The organism is Streptomyces sp. TS71-3 (assembly GCF_018327685.1).
In the GTDB taxonomy this organism is placed as follows: domain Bacteria; phylum Actinomycetota; class Actinomycetes; order Streptomycetales; family Streptomycetaceae; genus Streptomyces.
Genome location: NZ_BNEL01000003.1, coordinates 405,356 through 422,516 on the forward strand (window position 1 = coordinate 405,356; position 17,161 = coordinate 422,516).

At 71.1% G+C, this 17,161-nt stretch carries 14 protein-coding genes; 6 read left to right on the forward strand and 8 right to left on the reverse strand.

The genetic code is table 11. The annotated features are described in order from the left end of the window. Positions 1-227 precede the first annotated feature (227 nt). Both Sm713_RS26185 and Sm713_RS41270 read right to left on the reverse strand, forming a co-directional pair. Positions 228-1,469: a ThuA domain-containing protein gene (locus Sm713_RS26185; RefSeq protein WP_212912538.1), complete on the reverse strand. Its 1,242-nt coding sequence runs from the start codon at positions 1,467-1,469 to the stop codon at positions 228-230. Positions 1,470-1,614: 145 nt separating this feature from the next. Continuing rightward, positions 1,615-4,941, reverse strand: a complete 3,327-nt coding sequence (locus Sm713_RS41270) for a tetratricopeptide repeat protein (protein WP_212912539.1) — start codon at positions 4,939-4,941, stop codon at positions 1,615-1,617. 298 nt (positions 4,942-5,239) lie between these two features. On the opposite strand from Sm713_RS41270, the gene Sm713_RS26195 reads away from it, so the two are divergent. Beyond that, on the forward strand, positions 5,240-6,103 hold the full coding sequence (locus tag Sm713_RS26195) for a hypothetical protein (RefSeq protein WP_212912540.1): 864 nt from the start codon (positions 5,240-5,242) through the stop codon (positions 6,101-6,103). Here the strand turns inward: Sm713_RS26195 and Sm713_RS41500 are convergent. The 4 genes from Sm713_RS41500 to Sm713_RS26215 all read right to left on the reverse strand — a co-directional run bounded on the left by Sm713_RS41500 (position 6,063) and on the right by Sm713_RS26215 (position 9,262). Continuing rightward, positions 6,063-6,269, reverse strand: a complete 207-nt coding sequence (locus Sm713_RS41500; protein ID WP_308293218.1) for a tetratricopeptide repeat protein — start codon at positions 6,267-6,269, stop codon at positions 6,063-6,065. The genes Sm713_RS26195 and Sm713_RS41500 overlap by 41 nt on opposite strands. A gap of 1,436 nt (positions 6,270-7,705) precedes the next feature. Beyond that, positions 7,706-8,122 carry a hypothetical protein gene (locus tag Sm713_RS26205; protein WP_212912541.1) on the reverse strand — a complete coding sequence of 139 codons (417 nt, stop codon included), beginning with the start codon at positions 8,120-8,122 and terminating at the stop codon, positions 7,706-7,708. An 88-nt stretch (positions 8,123-8,210) separates the two neighbouring features. Next, the gene (locus Sm713_RS26210) at positions 8,211-8,438 is read right to left on the reverse strand and encodes a DUF397 domain-containing protein (protein ID WP_212912542.1); all 228 of its coding nucleotides are present in this window, start codon (positions 8,436-8,438) and stop codon (positions 8,211-8,213) included. Continuing rightward, positions 8,435-9,262 (reverse strand): helix-turn-helix transcriptional regulator, encoded by an 828-nt coding sequence (locus tag Sm713_RS26215; RefSeq protein ID WP_212912543.1) that lies wholly within the window; start codon positions 9,260-9,262, stop codon positions 8,435-8,437. The genes Sm713_RS26210 and Sm713_RS26215 overlap by 4 nt, the downstream gene beginning before the upstream one ends. A gap of 176 nt (positions 9,263-9,438) precedes the next feature. Between Sm713_RS26215 and Sm713_RS26220 the strand changes: the two genes are divergently transcribed. Beyond that, positions 9,439-9,852, forward strand: coding sequence for a hypothetical protein (locus Sm713_RS26220; protein ID WP_212912544.1), 414 nt, complete (start codon positions 9,439-9,441; stop codon positions 9,850-9,852). Beyond that, complete coding sequence (locus Sm713_RS26225) at positions 9,849-10,292, forward strand: NUDIX domain-containing protein (protein ID WP_212912545.1); 444 nt, start codon at positions 9,849-9,851, stop codon at positions 10,290-10,292. The genes Sm713_RS26220 and Sm713_RS26225 overlap by 4 nt, the downstream gene beginning before the upstream one ends. Positions 10,293-10,346: 54 nt before the next feature. Here the strand turns inward: Sm713_RS26225 and Sm713_RS26230 are convergent, their stop codons facing one another. Next, a complete protein-coding gene (locus Sm713_RS26230) occupies positions 10,347-10,862 on the reverse strand; it encodes a nuclear transport factor 2 family protein (protein WP_212912546.1) in 516 nt (171 codons plus the stop codon). Positions 10,863-11,121: 259 nt separating this feature from the next. Beyond that, positions 11,122-12,693, reverse strand: a complete 1,572-nt coding sequence (locus Sm713_RS26235; RefSeq protein WP_212912547.1) for an AMP-binding protein — start codon at positions 12,691-12,693, stop codon at positions 11,122-11,124. Between the two features lie 495 nt (positions 12,694-13,188). Here Sm713_RS26235 and Sm713_RS26240 point away from each other — a divergent pair, with 495 nt between their 5' ends. From Sm713_RS26240 to Sm713_RS26250, 3 genes are all read left to right on the forward strand, one after another. After that, positions 13,189-14,616: an asparagine synthase-related protein gene (locus tag Sm713_RS26240; RefSeq protein ID WP_212912548.1), complete on the forward strand. Its 1,428-nt coding sequence runs from the start codon at positions 13,189-13,191 to the stop codon at positions 14,614-14,616. Between the two features lie 187 nt (positions 14,617-14,803). Next, positions 14,804-15,727, forward strand: a complete 924-nt coding sequence (locus Sm713_RS26245; RefSeq protein WP_249416998.1) for an ornithine cyclodeaminase family protein — start codon at positions 14,804-14,806, stop codon at positions 15,725-15,727. A 100-nt stretch (positions 15,728-15,827) separates the two neighbouring features. After that, a complete protein-coding gene (locus tag Sm713_RS26250; RefSeq protein ID WP_212912550.1) occupies positions 15,828-17,159 on the forward strand; it encodes an aminotransferase class I/II-fold pyridoxal phosphate-dependent enzyme in 1,332 nt (443 codons plus the stop codon). Positions 17,160-17,161 lie beyond the last annotated feature (2 nt).

Here is a 17,161-nt window from a genome sequence, read left to right on the forward strand (position 1 = left end):
CCGGCCCGGGTCGTCCGGACGTCGCCGGGCACCGGCCGGTGCCCGGCGACGTCCGGTCACGCAGGTGGGTCCCCTACCGGTCCCGGCAGTCCGAGAGTCCTGCAGCCCGGCAGTCCGAGAGTCCTGCAGTCCTGCAGCCCGGCAGGAGACCCACCCAGGGTGACGCTGACGCCTGAGAAGCGCGGCCGGTCAGCCGCTCAGCCGTCAGCACGTCACCTGGTGAGCCCTCACGAAAACAGCGTCCAGCTCTGGTTGGCCGCGCCCGTGCACGTCCAGATCTGGAGCCGGGTGCCGTTCGCGGAGCTGGGACCGGTGGCGTCCAGGCACTTGCCGGACCCCGCGTTCACCAGCGAGCCCCCGGCGCCGGGCTGCCACTTCTGCGCGCCCGAGCCGTTGCAGTCGTAGAGCTGCACCTTGGTGCCGTTGGCGGTGCCGGCCGCGGTGACGTCCATGCACTTGCCGAGGGCCTGGAGGCTGCCGTCGCCGCCCACCGTCCAGTTCTGCGCGCTGCTGCCGTTGCAGTCGTAGAGCTGGACCGCCGTGCCGTTGGCGCTGCCCGCGCCCGCGATGTCCACGCACTTGCCGCCGTAGCCGTGGATCGGCCCGGTGCCGGAGGGCGGGGTGACGGGGCCGCTCTGCCCGCCCAGCCAGCGGAGCCCCTGGATGAGGAGCTGGTTCTGCTGGGCGCTGGCGAAGGTGGAGGACAGGGTGGTGTTGGTGGCGTAGTCCATGGCGTTGTGGCCGAAGTTGGCGTAGATCATCTTGTAGTTCCGGTTGGACCAGACGATCGGGTAGTAGCCGCTGTACCAGGACTGGTTGGGGTCCGTGCCGACCGGGAACGTCGAGGGGGCCATCGACGCGAGGATGTCGATGGCCGGGTTCTTCCGCAGGTCGTTCTGCCAGCTGTACCACTCGCTGACCGAGGACGTGATGGTGGCCGGCAGGCCCGCCGTCGCCGGGTGGCCGCTGTCGTCGATCTGGAGCGTCTCGGCGGTCGGCCCCCAGGTGTTCGTCTGGAAGGTGCCCGTGCCGAGCAGGGTGTTGTGGTACCAGGACCAGTCACCGCTGTCGGTGTTGAAGGCCGAGACGTGGAAGCCGAGGAAGCCGCCGCCGTTGTTCATGTAGTTCTGGAACGCGGACTGCTGCGACGCGCTGTGGGGATAGTCGTCGAGGAACAGCACCACCTGGTAGTCGGCCAGGTTGGCGGCGTTGAGCTGGTTCCAGTCGGTGGTCGAGGTGTACGAGAAGCCGTACTCCGAAGCCACCTGCGGGAACCACGAGTTGGCCTCGTGGACGAAGCTGATGTGCGCGGCGTCGTACGTCCCGTTGTAGAAGGCGATCACCTTGAAGGCGGGAGCCGCCTGGGCGGTGTACGCCGGGGCTGCCAGCAGGCCGAGCAGCAGGGCGAGGAGCGCGGTCAGCCGTCTCAGGGTCCGGGACCACCAGCGAGCGGTGCTGGGTCTGAACATGTGGGGCCCTTCCTCGTGCGCGGAGGAGTGGAAGTGGAAGTGGAAGCGGAGAGGAACGGGAACGTCCTCCCGTTCGCTGCATTCCTTATGGCCGCCGCAGCATGCTCATGTCAATGGTTTGGTCCAGACCAAAATCGACCATCGGTCAACCCGCCGTTCTCCCGGCCTCCTCCAGCCGCCGCACCAGTGGCTCCAGCGGCTCCGGGTCGACGGGCAGCCAGCCACGCAGCTTCGCCAGGTCGTCCAGGACGGCACGGATGCGGTGCCTGTCCGGCGCGCCGTCGAGGAACGTCTCCAGCGCCCGCGCGGCCTCGGCCCAGGCGGACATGGCGCAGTGGATGACGATGAGGTTGCCGCGGGCGTTGGTCCTGCGGGCCAGGTCCCCGGACCCGGCCGCGGCCGTGCCCTTCTCCACCGCCCTGGCCCAGGAGGCGGCCTCCGCCTCGGTCCTGCCGAGCCGGCGCTGCGCGACGGCGATGTGCAGGTGGCACCACTCGTCATCCGCGTCTATGGCGACGGAGCGCATCAGGTCGGCCAGCGCGTCCGCGGGCCGGCCCGCCGTCTGGTGCAGTTCCCCGCGCACGGCGAGCGCCCAGTCGTCCTCGGCATCGAGCTCGACGGCACGGTCGAGGTCCGCGCGCGCCTCGTCGAACCGCCCCGACAGCAGGTGCACCTCGCCGCGCCGGCCGACCGACCACCCGTTCTCGGGTTCCTGCTCGACGGCGCGGTCGAAGTCCGCCAGGGCCTCGTCGTACCGCCCGGCCACCCGGTGCACCTCGCCGCGCCGGCCGAGCACCCATGCCGACTTCGGGTTGATCTCCACGGCACGGTCGGCGTCCGCCAGCGCCTCCTCGTGCCGCCCGGTGATCTGGTGGAGCCCGGCACGCCGCGCCAGCACCCAGGCGTAGCGGGGCTGGATCTCCAGGGCGCGGTCGAAGTCCGCCAGCGCCTCCTCGTACCGCCCCAGGGACTGCCGGGCCTCGCCGCGGCTGCCGATCGCCCACGCGTAGCCGGTGTCCATCCCGATGGCCCGGTCGAACTCGGCGACGGCGTCCTCGTGCCGCCCCATCAGCCGGTACGCCTCACCGCGCTGGGCGATCATCCACTCGCTGCGGGGCTCCAGTTCCACCGCGCGGTCGAAGTCCGCCACGGCCTCCTCGTACCGCTCACGGGACCGGTGGAGCACGCCCCGCTGGCCGAGCACCCACGCGTAGCGGGGATCGATCTCCAGCGCGCGGGCGAAGTCCGCGAGGGCGTCCTCGTACCGCTCCGTCACGCGGTTCACCTCGCCGCGCCACGACAGGGCCCAGGCGTACTCGGGGTCGAGCTCCAGCGCGCGGGTGAGGTCCGCCAGCGCCTCGTCGTAGTGGCCCATCGCGTGGTGCGTGTGCCCGCGCCGCGCCAGCACCCAGGCGAAGGTGGGGTACATCTCTATCATCCGGGTGAGGTCGGCGAGGGCCTCGTCGTAGCGGTCCAGCAGCCGGTAGGCGTCGCCGCGGCAGGCGAGCGCGGTGTGGTACGACGGGTCCCGCTCGACGGCGCGGGTGAAGTCGGCGAGTGCCTCGTCGTTCCTGCCCAGCGCCTGGAGGGCGAGGCCGCGGTCGGCCAGGTACATGCCGTCGTCCGGCTGCCGTTCGATGGCGCGGTCGAAGTGGACGAGGGCTTCCTCGGGGTGGTCCATCAGCCGGTGGGTCTCGCCGCGGCCGTAGTGCGCGCGGGCGAGGTCCGGGTCGAGTGCGAGGGCCGCGTCGTAGTCCGCGAACGCCTCGTCGTACCGCCCTGCCACCCGGTGCTCGCGGCCCCGCACGGTGTGGGCCAGTGCGCGGCCCTCGCGGTCGAGTTCCCTGGCCGTCAGGAGGACGGTCAGGGCGGCGACTCCGTCCTCCTCCCGGTCGGCGGCCTCCTGGAGGCGGTGTCCCCAGTCGGTGAGCGCCGCGGCACCGGTGTCGGAGCCGGCCCCCGCGACGGTCCCCGCCCACCGGCGCAGCGTGGCGGGGCCCTCGTCGCAGGCGTTCACCAGGTCGAGCAGGGCCGCGGGGAGCGCCCCGCGCGGGTCGGCGCACAGGCGGTGGTACATCTCGCCGAGGCGGTGCTCACGCCAGTCGGCGTCGTCCCAGTAGGCGTCGGCCTCCAGGGTCTCCTGGGCGGTGCGCCGCCGCCGCGCGTAGCTCTCGGCGAGGCGGCCGTGGTGGTCCCGCCAGCGCTCCGGTGACTGGGTGCGCTGGAGGCGCAGCATCGCGACGCGCACGAACTCGTGGTAACGGCACCGCCCGGCCTGCCCGGTGACGAACGGCAGCCCGCGCAGCCAGGCGTACTGGCCCTCGGCGGCGTCCGGCACGACGACCCGGTGGATGTCCTCGTCCAGTTGCAGCGGCAGCGCGCAGGCCAGTGCCGCGGCACGGCGCCGCGGGTCGTCCACCCACTTCAGGAAGCGTTCCACGGCGGTGCCGGTCGGGTCGCCCACCTCGTCGATGCTCTGCGGCCCGGCCTGCGCGAGCAGGTCGACGAGGACCGGCAGCCGCCCCGTCAGATGCAGGATGAGGTCGACGACCTGCTCGCCGGTGATCCCCTTGGACGCCAGCAGCCGCCGGGCCTCCTCCTCGGTGAACACCTCCAACGGCACGTCGTGGACGAGGTCCAGGTGGTCGCCCCAGCAGCGGCTGTCGAGCCGCCCCTGCCCGGAGAGCACGGCGACCACGTTGACGGGCAGGTCGCCGTACTCCTCGCCAACGAGGACGTCGTGCAGCCACTCGTCGAGGATCGGCCCCGTCCGCTCGTAGACGTCGAAGAACAGCACCACCCAGGGCCGCCGCTCCGCGATCTCCTCCAGGTCCTTCAGGAACGCGGGCGTCAGGACGCGCACGGGCGAGAGCACGAGCTGCACGTCGTCGTGGCTGCGCAGCCGCGCGTTCAGCAGGGCCCGCAACCGGTCGGCGCCCTGGGCGACCTTCTGCGGGTCCATCGCCCCGGCGAACGCCCCCATGCCCGGCAGCATCCCGAGGCCCGCGAGCCCGGCCTGGGCCACGACGGTGCTCCCGGCGGACGCCTGGGGCTGGCCGGCGGCGCCTGAGCCGGTGTCAGCGGGGCCGGTGGCGGGCAGGGGCGCGGCCTCCGCCTCGTGGCGGCGCTGCCGGTAGGTGACGAGCAGCTTCTCGAAGCCCTTCATGGGCAGGCCCTGGCGCGCGAACTGGGCGCTGACGGACTCCATCGCCTCCAGCACGCTGTGCACGTCGTCGTCGACGTAGGCGGTCACCGCGTCCGCCTTGCGCGCCTTGGACTCCCACTGCCGCACCAGCGAGGTCTTGCCGACGCCGGCGTTGCCGCGCACGTGGAAGAGGTACTGGAACGCCTCGTCCCCCGGTTCGAGGGCCAGGTTGTCGCGGAAGATCCCCAGTTCGGCACCCCGGCCGATGAAGCCGTCCTGACGCCGGCGGCGGTTCAGCTCCTGCCGCGACGGTCCCTGCTTCGGCACCCCGTGTCCCCCAACCCGGGTAGGTTCCGGCAACCGCCTGTGCTCTCCCCCTTCCGGTGAGGATAGCCGCGCCCACCCGGGGCCGCCCCGGTCCTGGGAGAATCCGGGGACGGCCCGTGCCCCGGGGACGGCCCCGGGACCCCTCCCCACCGAGGGGCGTACAGATGGAGCATGATGCGCCGACGATTCGACCTCGCCGCCCTCGACCTGCCCCGGGCCCAGCTCCCCCCTGACGCCGGACGGGACGCTGCTGGACACGCTCCAGACCGCGGATCCGGACGCCGCGCCGACGCTGGAGATGCTGGACGCGCACGCCGCGACCGTCCAGCCCATGTCGCCGTTCCTCTTCGTCGTCGGCGGCCGGCCCACCGTCCTGATCAACCTCGACGGCCTCACCGAGGCGGACCCCGACGACGCCGATCCCGCCGAGCTGGCCCGCGCCGTGACCGAGGGCCGCTGCCTGCTGACGGCGGTCTACCGCTCCCTGCCCACGTACCCGGTGCTCTGCTTCATGCTGCTCGTGTACGACGGCCACTTCCCGTACCGCTTCGACGGCGTCCGGGACGTCACCACGCCCGACGTGCAGGACTTCACCGCCGCGCTCTGCCGGGACGGCGGTCGCGGCCGGATCCTCCTGCACCACGCCGGCACGCACCGCCGCCTCGCCACGGGCACGTTCACGTACCGCCAGACCCCGTTCGCCCGCCCCGACCTCCCGTACCGCACCAAGAGCGCGGAACTGCGGCGGCTGTGGGAGACGCTGGGCATCGCGGCACGTGGCTGCGGACGATTCCGGAGGGGCGGCGGGATTTCGGGGTGGCGGCGGATGCGTTCTTCGAGGAGACGGCGTGAGGGGCGGCCGGGGACCGCGACCATTCACCGACGCCTGTCAGACCTGGGCCCCACCCGGCCACGGCCCACCGTCCTCGGCGTGGCGTTCGTGAAGGCCGCGACCTCGGGCAACCGCTCCGCCGCATCGGCCGATGCCCACGCCTCGACGAAGTGCTCGAAGGTGCGCCGACCCAGCAGCAGGGCACCCACTTCGCGGGTCTGGTGCGCGTTCCAGTTGGTGTGCCCGAATCTGTCCGTCCGCAAGCAACTGGCGGGTGCCTGGCGGGCGGTCAGGGTTGGTCGGCTTCGGCCTCGGCTCGCCAGGCGGTGAGCCATTCGCGGTTCTCGACGAGGAAAGGGTGCTCGGGGCCGAGCACTCGTTCCCGCCCGATGAGCTGGCGGAGGATGTCTGTCGCTTCGTCGAATCGGCGGAGGGCGTGGGCGGCGCGGGCCTTGAGAGTCAGCGCGGCGAGAGTCAGCGGGTGCTCGGGGCCCAGAACGCGGACGTAGTCGGCGAAGACATCCTGCGCGAGGGTGCCGCCTCAGCTCTGTCCTGAACTCGCTCTCGGACTCGTCGAAGTGCCCCATGCGGACCAGTGCTTACCCCATTACGTGCCGTGCGCTCAGAGTCAGCGGGTGTTCTGCCCCCACCTGGTGCTCCGCCTCCGGAACCACAGATTCGGACATGGTCAAAGCCACCACTGCGAGGTCGACCGGGTTGAACACCTGCTGTACGACCTGTACCGCCCAGCCCAGTCGTCTCTTCCCGCTGAGCACGGCGAAGCAGACTCACGGAATGGGGGGCGAGCAGCCTCAACTGCGCCCGGGACTCGGGCAGCGACACGGACTCCTCCGGTGGCAGGGCAGTGCGCTGCAATCGGAGTGCCGCTTCAACCAGAGCAGGCCGATCCCTCTCCGGCACACCCGCCGCCACGCTGTCCAGCAGAACGCCGTGGGCGTTCACGTACCGGCGGCCTTCCGTCTTGACCGTCCCCACGAGGGAGTGGTCCAGGAGTCCGCGCAGGGCAGACTCCACACGGTCCGCGGCCAGATCGAGGCTCCCGAAGTCCAGTTCGCCCGGGGCCACGGACAGGAACAACGACATCGGCACCGGATCCGCCGCCCAGAACGACATCAGTCGCAGCAGCGTCGTCGCTTCCGGAAGGCCCTGCTCGGTAAGGGCGTCCAGCGGCAACTGCCATGTCCGGCTGACCAGGTGGCGGGACTGCCCACCCGCCGCGCCCTTGTCGAACAGGGCTGTCGAGTCCTCGGTCAGCTTCCGGTCGTACTCGTCCATGGACCACGACTCCAGAAGTTGGTTGGACAGGTGCGACCCGGCCAGGGTCAGTGCGAGGCGCAGGCCCTCCAGTCGCCTGGCAACCTTCTGCGCCGACGCCTCCATGCCCGCGTCCGGCGCCAGTCGCAGAGGGCGAGGGCCGCGTCCTCCAGCGGCAGCACGCCTACCGAATGCCGCACCGCTCCCGCACCACGCCACAACGGTGAGGTCGTCGGCGTTGTCCAGTGGTCCAGGTAGTGCCACACCAAGTCCACGGCGGCGCGCTGGCCGCCTGCCGCAGCAGCCAGTTCCCCGCTCGTCGCACGGCGGTGTCCGGCGACGGCGAGCATGGCCGTCTTTTCGCAGCCGCCCATGCCGTGCAACGCCTACACGTCGCCGCTGGGACCGGCAACTGCCGACCGTAAGCGGTCCATGAGTTCGGCGCAGTCGCGGAGGATGCCGGGTGTTCAGCCCACCAGGGGCACGCGCACGGAATCCGGTGCACGTAGCTGGCTCTCGGGGCCCGGTCTCCCCACCGGGGCCGAGAAGAGCGAGCCCGCCGCGTAATGGTGGTGGCGCTCCTCGTTGTGCTGGTCTCCACTTGCCTGGAAGACCCGGCCTGGTCCATGGCCCGGCCCTCGATCGCCCCCCGACCGCTCATCGCTCCGTGATGTGCTGGTCGCGCCCGGCCTGGTAGACCCGGCCGTTGCCGGATGCCTCGGCGCGCATGTGGATCTCGTGGCGGGGAGACTCAGGGAGCCGTGGATTCAACTCATCGAGGATGGCTCGGAGTTCATCCGCCAACTCCGGCTGTGCCACCAGCAGGCGGCGTACCCGTCCCTGCCAGGCGGCGGTCAACTCGGCCTCGGTCGCGTCGTCGCCCGTGTCGCGGGCGGCCAAAAGTTCCTCGCGGCTCGCTTCCAGTTCCTCCGCGATGCCGTCGGCCCGCCCTGTCCGGGCCTTGCGCCACAGGGCGACCAAGCCGTCCCTTGCGGCTTCCCAGGCGCTGGTGGCCATCAGCGTGACCACCGTAGTGCCGGCTGTGCCCGCCAGTGCGGTGATCTCCGGATCCACGGTTCCCCCTCGGCCGAGCTCTATGGGATGCGAGGGTTCCCTACCAGGGTGGGTCACTCCCGAAACGGCCACGGGCGCCCCTTATGAGTCAGCGCTCCGGGCCGAGGCCGGCTCTGCGTATCTCCGTGACGAACGATGTCCAGATACCAGCAGGGAAGACGAGCACAGGCCCCTGCGGAGCCTTGCTATCGCGGACAGGGACTAGGCGATGGTCTCGTATCAGGGTTCGCGAGAATTCGACGCACGCCCCGCCACTGCCGTCGCTGTACGACGACTTGATCCATTCCGCACCAGCAACAACGCGTTCAAGGTTCATACGCCGTGCTCCTTCAACAGGCCCCTGATCAGGGTCAGTGATTGCTCCGGGGACAGTGCCGTTGCTCTCAACAGATCATAGTCGTGCGCTGCTGCCTCGACCGTTCGTGCGGAGTCATGCATGCTTCCGCCCGCTCGTGTTTCCGTGTAGAGCACGGAAGGCTCTCCGGTGAAGTGCAGCAGGATGTACGGCTTCATGTGCGCCGCCGGAGCGCCTGCCGAAAACGGCATGACTTGAAGCGTGATGTACGGCGACTGCGCCGTCGTCAGCAGATATGCGAGCTGTGCGGACATGACCTGTGCGCCGCCCACGACCGTATGCAGACAGGCCTCATGGAGAATCACCCACAGGTGCGGCGGATCTTCCCGCTCGAACACCTCGCGACGCCGCAGGCGCGAGGCCACCTTTCCGTCAATGGCCTCGGCGGTCGCGTGCGGGTTGGACAAGCGAAAGACGGTCCGCGCGTAGTCCGCCGTCTGGAGCATCCCAGACACAAGGTCCGAGGAGTAATCCAGGATCCTCGAAGCCTTCCGCTCAAGTTCCAGGTACGGAACGAACCACGAGGGGTGATCCCCCTCGTCGATCCGCCGGAGCATGTCCGTGAACAACTCCCCCGTACCGAAAGCGAAGTCGCACCCCTTGGCGAACTTCTCACTCGGCCTGCGCAGCAACCCCGCCTCGACCCTGCTGACGTACGCCTCGGAGTAGCCGGCCGCCCTGCCCAGCCCCTTCTGGGTCATTCCGCGGGCCAGCCGCACCTGTTTGACGTCGCGCCCGAAGCGCTGGAGCGGATTCAAGCGTTCCGTGGGAGTCGTCTCGTCCACTGCCGTGACCTCTCGGCTTGTCTTCCCCGTGGGCATAGCGGCAGGCAGAGGGCTTGCGCACCGCTACGCAAGTCGTCCTATTCTATGGCGAAAGCGGTTCTCCCGGTGAGCAATTAACTACCCCGGGCAATCAACCCGGGGGTGGTGAATACGCACCCAGAGGGAGCCCGACGGCCATGAACGAGCCCACCCCGAACACCCGGCAGTCGCCTGCCCAGGCGCGGCCCGAAGCGCTCCGCCTCCTGCCCTGGACCGGCGAAGGGGGCAAACCCTGCTACCTCTCCACCCCCGAGAACAGCGACGGCGGCTACGTCGCCCGTGTCGCGGACCGGATCGAGGCGGAGCAACTCGGGGCCGCCGCGGATCTGCTCGACGAGGCACGGGAGATGCTGGCCGCGCGGAGCTGGACGGGCGGCGAACTCCACCTGCTGGCCATCCAGTTGACCGAGTCGCTGACGTACGTGCACCGGATCGCCGAGAGCCGGGGCGCCCGGCTGGGAGCCGCGCCTACCCTTGGCCTCGATCCTGGCCCGGACCCGGACCCGGATCCCACTACGGCACCGCCCCGACAACCTGCCCTGGACGCATGAGCGGACAACCAGCACAGCCGGTCATCGACACCCACGTCATCCTCCGCGACGGCGACAGGATCCTCCTCTCACGGCGAGGCGGGGCCTACGGCCACGGACGATGGCACATGCCCTCCGGCAAACTCGACAAGGGCGAGTCGCTCAGCGCCGGTGCGGCCCGCGAACTCCGTGAGGAAACCGGCATCGTCACCGATCCGGACCGCCTCCGCCTCGTCCAGGTCGTGCACCACCGGCAGGACGCGGACATCGACCGGATCGGCTTCTTCTTCGAGGCCACCGAATGGGAAGGGCAGCCGATCAACAGGGAACCCGAGAAGTGCCTCGCGCTCGAATGGTTCTCCGTGCACGACCTGCCCGACGACATAATCCAATACCCCGCGGCCGGCCTGAACGGCTACCTGGAGGCCACCGGCCCGCTCGTCGAACACGCCTGGCGGTAGCAGGCAGCAGGAACGGACAGAACCGACCCTCGGCCGATCGACAGGGGAGGACGCTCAGGCCGCAGCCGACCCCGCGTCGGAGTCCTCCACGGGAGCACCCGCGCGCAGGTGATGGCTGACGTCGCCGACGAGGTCGAAGTACAGGTGGCGTTCGGCGAGGCGCCACCGACCGTCGTGCCGCGTGAAGCGGTCCCGGTACCGGCCGGCCACGATGATCTGCAACGGCAGGTCCGGCAGGGACTGGAGCACGGTGTAGTACGACCGCGCGGTCGCCGTCCCGGCCTCCTCGTCGACGTCGACGAGGAGGTTCGTGGTGACGTGTTTCGTGCGCGGCGTGCCGTCGGCGTAGGTGATCACCATCTGGCGGAACAGCGTCTCGACCGCCTCCCCGCCCGTCACCGTCTGGCCGGAGGCCACGAAGTCGGCGTCCGCGAAGAGGGACCCGAGGCCCGCGAAGTCGCCGGTGTCGACCAACCTGGCGTAGGTGATGATCACGTCCTCAATGGCCCGCCGGCTCGCCGCCGGGTCGCCGCCGTTCGGGGAGGCGGTGGGGGAGGTCGTCGGGGTCATAGATGGCCGCTTCGATCGCGGAGACCCTGGAGGCCTCCTGGAGGCTCCCCCTCCATCGACGCTACGGAGCGGTCCACCGGTTGGCAAACGGTGGCGCTGCCCGAAGGCGACCGTACGACCACGTGCCTGCGGTTACCCACGGGAACCCGGGGAGGGGCCGCCGGATCGGGTGGCCCGCACCGGCGCCCCCTGCGGCATCCCGGCCGGGACCCCGCCGGGGCCGGCGGGGGCGCCCCACCACGGGCGCGCCCCCACGCCGTCACGTCTCCCAGTACGGCTTCCGCAGCTTGAACTTCTGGAGTTTCCCCGTCGCCGTACGCGGCAGCTCCGTGCGGAACTCCACGCGCTTGGGGCACTTGTACGACGCCAGGTGCGCGCGGCAGTGCGCGATCACGTCCTCCGCGGTCAGCGCCGCGCCGGCGTCGCCCGAACCGTCCGCTCCGTCCGCTCCGTCCGCGCCATCCGCCCCGTCCGCCGTGACGACCAGGGCCGTGACCAGCTCGCCCCACTTCTCGTCGGGGATGCCGATGACCGCGACCTCGCGGACCGCGGTGTGGCTGGTGATGACGTCCTCCACCTCGATGGAGGAGACGTTCTCGCCGCCGGTGATGATGACGTCCTTCTTGCGGTCCGTGAGGGTCAGGTACCCGTCCTGGACGTAGCCGCCGTCACCCGTGTGGAACCAGTTGCCGGCCTGGGCCGCCGCGGTGGACTCCGGGTCGTTCCAGTAGGCCTCCAGGTTGTGGTTGCTGCGGGCCAGCACCTCGCCGGTCTCGTCCGTGGTGACCCGCACGCCGATCCCGGGGGCGCCGGCGCGGCCGAGCTTGACGGCCTGCTCGTGCGGCGGGAGGTCGTCCCACTCCGCGCGCATCCGGCTCATCGTGAGGAACGGCGAGGTCTCGGTGAGGCCGTAGAGCTGGATGAACTCCCAGCCGAGCTCGGCGCGGACGCGCTCGATGGTGCGGGTGGGCGGCGGGGCGCCGGCCACGACGATGCGGGTGCGGTCGCGGCCCGGGATCTCGCCGTCCCAGCGCGGGGCGGCGTCCAGGGCCGCGTTGACGACCGCGGGCGCCGCGCACATGAGCGTGACGCCGTGCTCCTCGACGCGGCGCAGGATCTCGGTGCCGTCGACCTTGCGGAGCACGACGTGCGTGCCGCCCATGCCCGTGACCCCGTACGGCATTCCCCAGCCGTTGGCGTGGAACATCGGCAGCGTGTGCAGGTAGACGTCGCGGTCGCTGACGCCCGCGTGCCAGCCGAACATCGACGCGTTCAGCCAGAGGTTGCGGTGGGTGAGCTGGACGCCCTTGGGGCGGGCGGTGGTGCCGGAGGTGTAGTTGAGGGTGGCCGTCGCCGCCTCGTCCGGCTCCCAGGAGCGGGGGTCGGGCGGCGCGCCGCCGGTGCCCCAGATCGCGTCGTCGTCCTCGCCGAGGACGAAGGTGTGCGGGGCGCCGATCTCGCCCGCCAGGTGCTTCAGGTCGGGGTCGAGGAGCAGCACCTCGGCCCCGGAGTGGCCCACGATGTACGTGATCTCGGCGGCGGTGAGGCGGAAGTTGACGGGGACGAGGACGCGGCCCCAGCCGGAGACGCCGAAGAACGAGGTGAACAGCCGGGCGCTGTTCTGCGAGACGATCGCGACCCGGCCGCCGGCGGGCACACCCAGCCGGTCCAGGGACGCGGCCTGCGCGGACGCTCTGCGGCCGAGTTCGGCGTAACTGACCTCGCCCCAGGACGGGGCGGGCTGGACGGGTTCGTCGACGATGCCGATGCGGTCGGGGTAGACGGTGGTGGCGCGGTCCAGGAAGTCCCGGACGGTGAGTGGGAACAGCACGGCGGCTCCTTTGCCGAAGGGCGCTCCCACCGAATGTTCCTCGGCTCGCGTCCGGCTATGCCCGCCGGGGTGGTACGGGTGTGCCGGGGGACGACACGACCGCATCACCGTGACGGTGCGCGGTGCGCATGTGGCGATTCGGTGACGGAACAGTGCTCGCACAGTGTACGGTCCCGGTACGCGCCGCGGAGGGGAGGCACCCGGTCCGCGCGGATCGATCGTGGGTGGGCAGCACGTTGCGGCGGCCCGCCCCGACTGGCCACCACCCGCCGATACGTAATCGATTTCACGGAACCGCGCAGAATAAGTCGTGCCTACCGCATACTTGCAGAATGCTCGGTGTCGCCACGAACATTCGCTTAGAATCGCTGCCCGGGACGCACTACGGGGGAGGGTGCAGTGTGCGGAATAGTTGCCGCATACCCGCCGGACGACGAGTTCACTGACTTCGCTCTGGCACGCCAGAGCAAACGTGGGCCCGATGACACCGCGGCCGTGGACCTCGATTTCTGCAGCCTGGCGGTCAACCGCCTGGCGATCAGCGGGATCCTGAACGGCGATCAGCCGCTGACCAGCGAGGACGGCTCCGTCGTGGTGGTGTTCAACGGGGCGCTCTACAACTCCGGGAAGCTGGGCCTGAAATACGGCTTCGACTTCCGGAGCATGAACGACGGCGAAGTGATCCACTTTCTCTACCAGAAGTTCGGCCTGGCCTTCGCGGATCACCTCGAAGGTATGTACGCCATCTGCATCGCCGATCGGGAACGGCGGGAAATGATCGTCGCCGCGGACCCGATCGGGATCAAACCCGTCTACTGGCACGACGAAGGCGAGCGGCGCCGCGTCGCGAGCACCGTCGACGCCTTTCCGCCCCGGCTGCGCCCGGATGTGCGGCGGGTGCCGCCGGGCGTGGTGTGGAGCACCTCGGGCGGGGCCCGCCGGATCGTCCACGAGTACGCCGCCGAGGGCGATCTCGGCGAGCTGCTGAGCCGGTCCGTGGCCGAGCAGATCCCGGCGGAGGTGCCGTGGGGCTGCATGCTCAGCGGGGGCGTGGACAGCTCGCTGATCGCGCGGTTCGCCACGGACGCGGCGCCGGAGGTCCACACGTTCACCTGCGGCACCCCGAACAGCACCGACCTGCACGCCGCGCGCGACGTCGCCGGCGTCCTCGGCACCGTGCACCACGAGACGCTCGTCGACCCCGATGAACTCCCCGAACTCGTCGACCGGGTAGTGGAGGCGACCGGGTCCTTCGAGCGCTGGACGGTGATGGCCGGAGTCGGGACCTACCTGACCGCCCGCAGCGCCCACCGCGAGGGCGTGAAGGTGCTGCTCTCCGGGGAGGGCGCCGACGAGCTCTTCGCCGGGTACGACGAGTTCCAGGACGTGCCCGAGCCGTTCCTCGACGGGCTGCTGGTGCACTACCAGGCCGACCTCGGCGTCTCGGAGTGCCTGCGGCTGGACCGCTGCACCATGGCGAACAGCGTCGAGGCCCGGGTGCCGTTCCTCAACACCCGCGTCATCCGGCACGCGAGATCGCTGCCGGCGGACGACAAGATTCGCCGCGCGGGCGGCACCTCCACCCGGAAGTTCGCCCTGCGCCACGCCGCGGAGGCCGTACTGCCGCAACGGATAGCCCAGCGCACCAAGGAGGAGTTCACCAACGGCTCGGGGCTCACGGACGAGCTGCGGGGGCTGGCCGACAAGCGGTATCCACCCGCGCGGCTCGCGGAACTGGCCGAGGCCAACCCGTCGTTCTCCCTGCCCGATCCGCTCACCGGGTGGTTCTTCGAACGCTGGCGGGCGATCTACGGCTCCACCATCGGTGACGCCTGGACGCCGATGGTCGAGCGCGGCCTGTTCCGGCAGCCGTGGAACCCGTACCTGCCCTCGGCCCGGGAGACGGGCCGCTACGCCGGTTGAGACGGGCGACCACGCCGGTCGAGGTCGCGGGACCGCGCCGGGGAACGGGAGACTCCACCTTCGGTCCCGTCGCCGCGGCCCCGCGTGCGGACGGCCCGGCACGGGATCTTGGCCCGCCGTCACCCGACGCGAACCGCGGACCCCGCATGACACGACAGCGCACACAGAGGACATTCGCGTGAAGATCATGAACGAGGACCAGGTGCGGGCGGAACTGACCGCCGGTGCCGTGATGGCCGCGGTGCGAGAGGCGTTCGTCGACCTCTCCACCGGGATCTCGGTCCAGCCCGAGCAAGTGGCGGCGGACCTGCCCGGGGACCGCGGCGACGTCATCTACTACCCGGCCGTCGTGCCGGACAGCATCGGGGTCACGGTGTCCCCGTACCTGACGGAGCTGGCCGGCACCCCGAGCGGACCCGTGACCGCCTACACCCTGCTGCTGTCGGCGCAGACCGGACGCCCCGTGCTGCTCTGCGACTCCGAGCACCTGGTCGCGGTGCGCACCGGCGCCACCACGGCACTCGCGGTCGAAGCGCTCGGAGGCGTGGAGGGCAGGCGGATCGCGGTGTTCGGGGCCGGCCCGATCGCCCGGTCCCACGTAACGGCCCTCGCCGAACTCGGCCGCTGGGAGCGGCTCGACGTCTACTCCCCGACCCTCGCCGACCCCTCCCGGGCCGACGACAGGGCGGCCCTGATGTCGCTCGCCGACGGGGTGGGCCTCGCGTCCTCCGCCGAGGCGGCGGTGGCCGACGCCGACGTGGTGCTGCTGTGCACCTCGTCCACGACACCCGTGCTCGACCCCTCGAAGGTGAAGCCGACCGCCCTGATCACCTCGGTGAGCACCAACGGCCCCCTCGCCCACGAGGTGCCGCCGGAGGCGCTGGCCGCCATGGACGTGTACTGCGACTACCGCCGCACGGCACCCAGCGGGGCCGGGGAGATGGTGCTGGCGCGCGAGCGGCACGGCTGGAGCGCGGACGCCGTCGTCGCGGACCTCCCGGAACTGCTGTCCGGGACGGCGCGGCCCCTGCCGTCCCGGGGCCGCCCGCGGTACTTCCGGTCGATCGGGCTGGGCATCGAAGACGTCGCCGCGGCACGCCTCCTGGTGTGACGTGTCCGCCGACTCCGCCCCAGGCCCCGGTGCCGTGTCCGCCGGCTCCGCCACAGGCCCCAGAGACGTGTCTCCCGACTCCGCCACAGGCCCGAGAACCGTGTCCCCCGGCTCCGCTTCAGCCCTCAGAGCCGTCTCCGGGCTGACCGAGCAGGAACGGCTGATCGCCCACGCGTCCGTCGTGGACCTGGGCCCCGGCTACCCGCGGGTCACCCTGCCCGAGTGGGTCGTGGACACCCTGACCGACGCCGCCCTGATCCGGGCGGCACTCACCGTCGACGGCCCGGACCGTCCGGGGACGGCGCGGATGGCGTGGGAGCAGCGCGCGGTGGACGCGGCCCGGACGCTGCTGGGGATCGGCAGCGGGCCCCCGGGGTTCGTCACCTTCTCCGGCAGCACCGCCCTGGACCGCGCGATCAAGGCGGCGACGGGCGAGGGCGGGACGCTGCTGACCAGCAACCCGTCCATCGACATCGCCATCGCGATGGCCCTGGAGAACCGGGCCGTCACGGTCGACTACTTCCCGTGCCAGCCGTTCACGCCGGGCGTCGACACCGCCGAACTCGTCGCGCGGCGTACCGACAGGACCCGCGCGGTGCTGATCACGTCCCCGCAGAACCCCACGGGGCAGATACTCACCCGCGAGGCGCTGACCGCGATCATCGATTTCTGCGTACGGCACCGGCTCGTTCTCGTGGCCGACCAGACCCTCTGCCTCTTCCCGGAACGGGACGGTGAGCCCCCGGAACGGGGCGGTGAGCCCCCGCAGCGGGGCGGCAGGCTCCCCGGGCGGGGCGGCGAGCTCGCGGCGCAGGGCGGCGAGCCCCCGCAGCGGGGCCGCGAGAGGGTCCCGCTCCTGCCCGACCTGGCGCCCGACGAACTCGACTGGATCTTCGTCTGGGACACCGGGAAGACCTTCGGGCTGAACGAGGACAAGCTCGGCTTCCTGTTCTGCAGCCCCTCGATGAGCCAGCGCGTGGGGGTGCTGCTGAACACCGTCCAGTTCGGGGTGGCGCGCCGATTACTCGCGCAGTTCACGGCCATCCTGACGGACCCGAGGCTCGCGGCGTACCTGGCCTGGCTGAACGCGCTCGTGCACCGGAACGGACAGGTCCTGGGCGCCGCGCTGGCGGACACCGGACTGCATCCCAGGTATCCGGACGGGGGCAGCATGATGCTCGTCAGGATCGACGAGTCGCTTGCCATGACGGAGCAGGAGGTCACCGGCCGGCTGCTGACCGGCCACGGGGTGGGGGTGGTCGGCTTCAACACCTTCGTGCACGTCCCCGTCCTCAGAAACGATCCCGCTCACCGGTTCTTCCGGATGGCCCTGGCGAGGGACCCGGGCATCGCGGACGTGGCGGCGGAACGGCTCCGGGCGGCGGCACGGGCACTTCACAGTGGACCTCGCGGGAGCGCCCGTCCCGCGTGAGG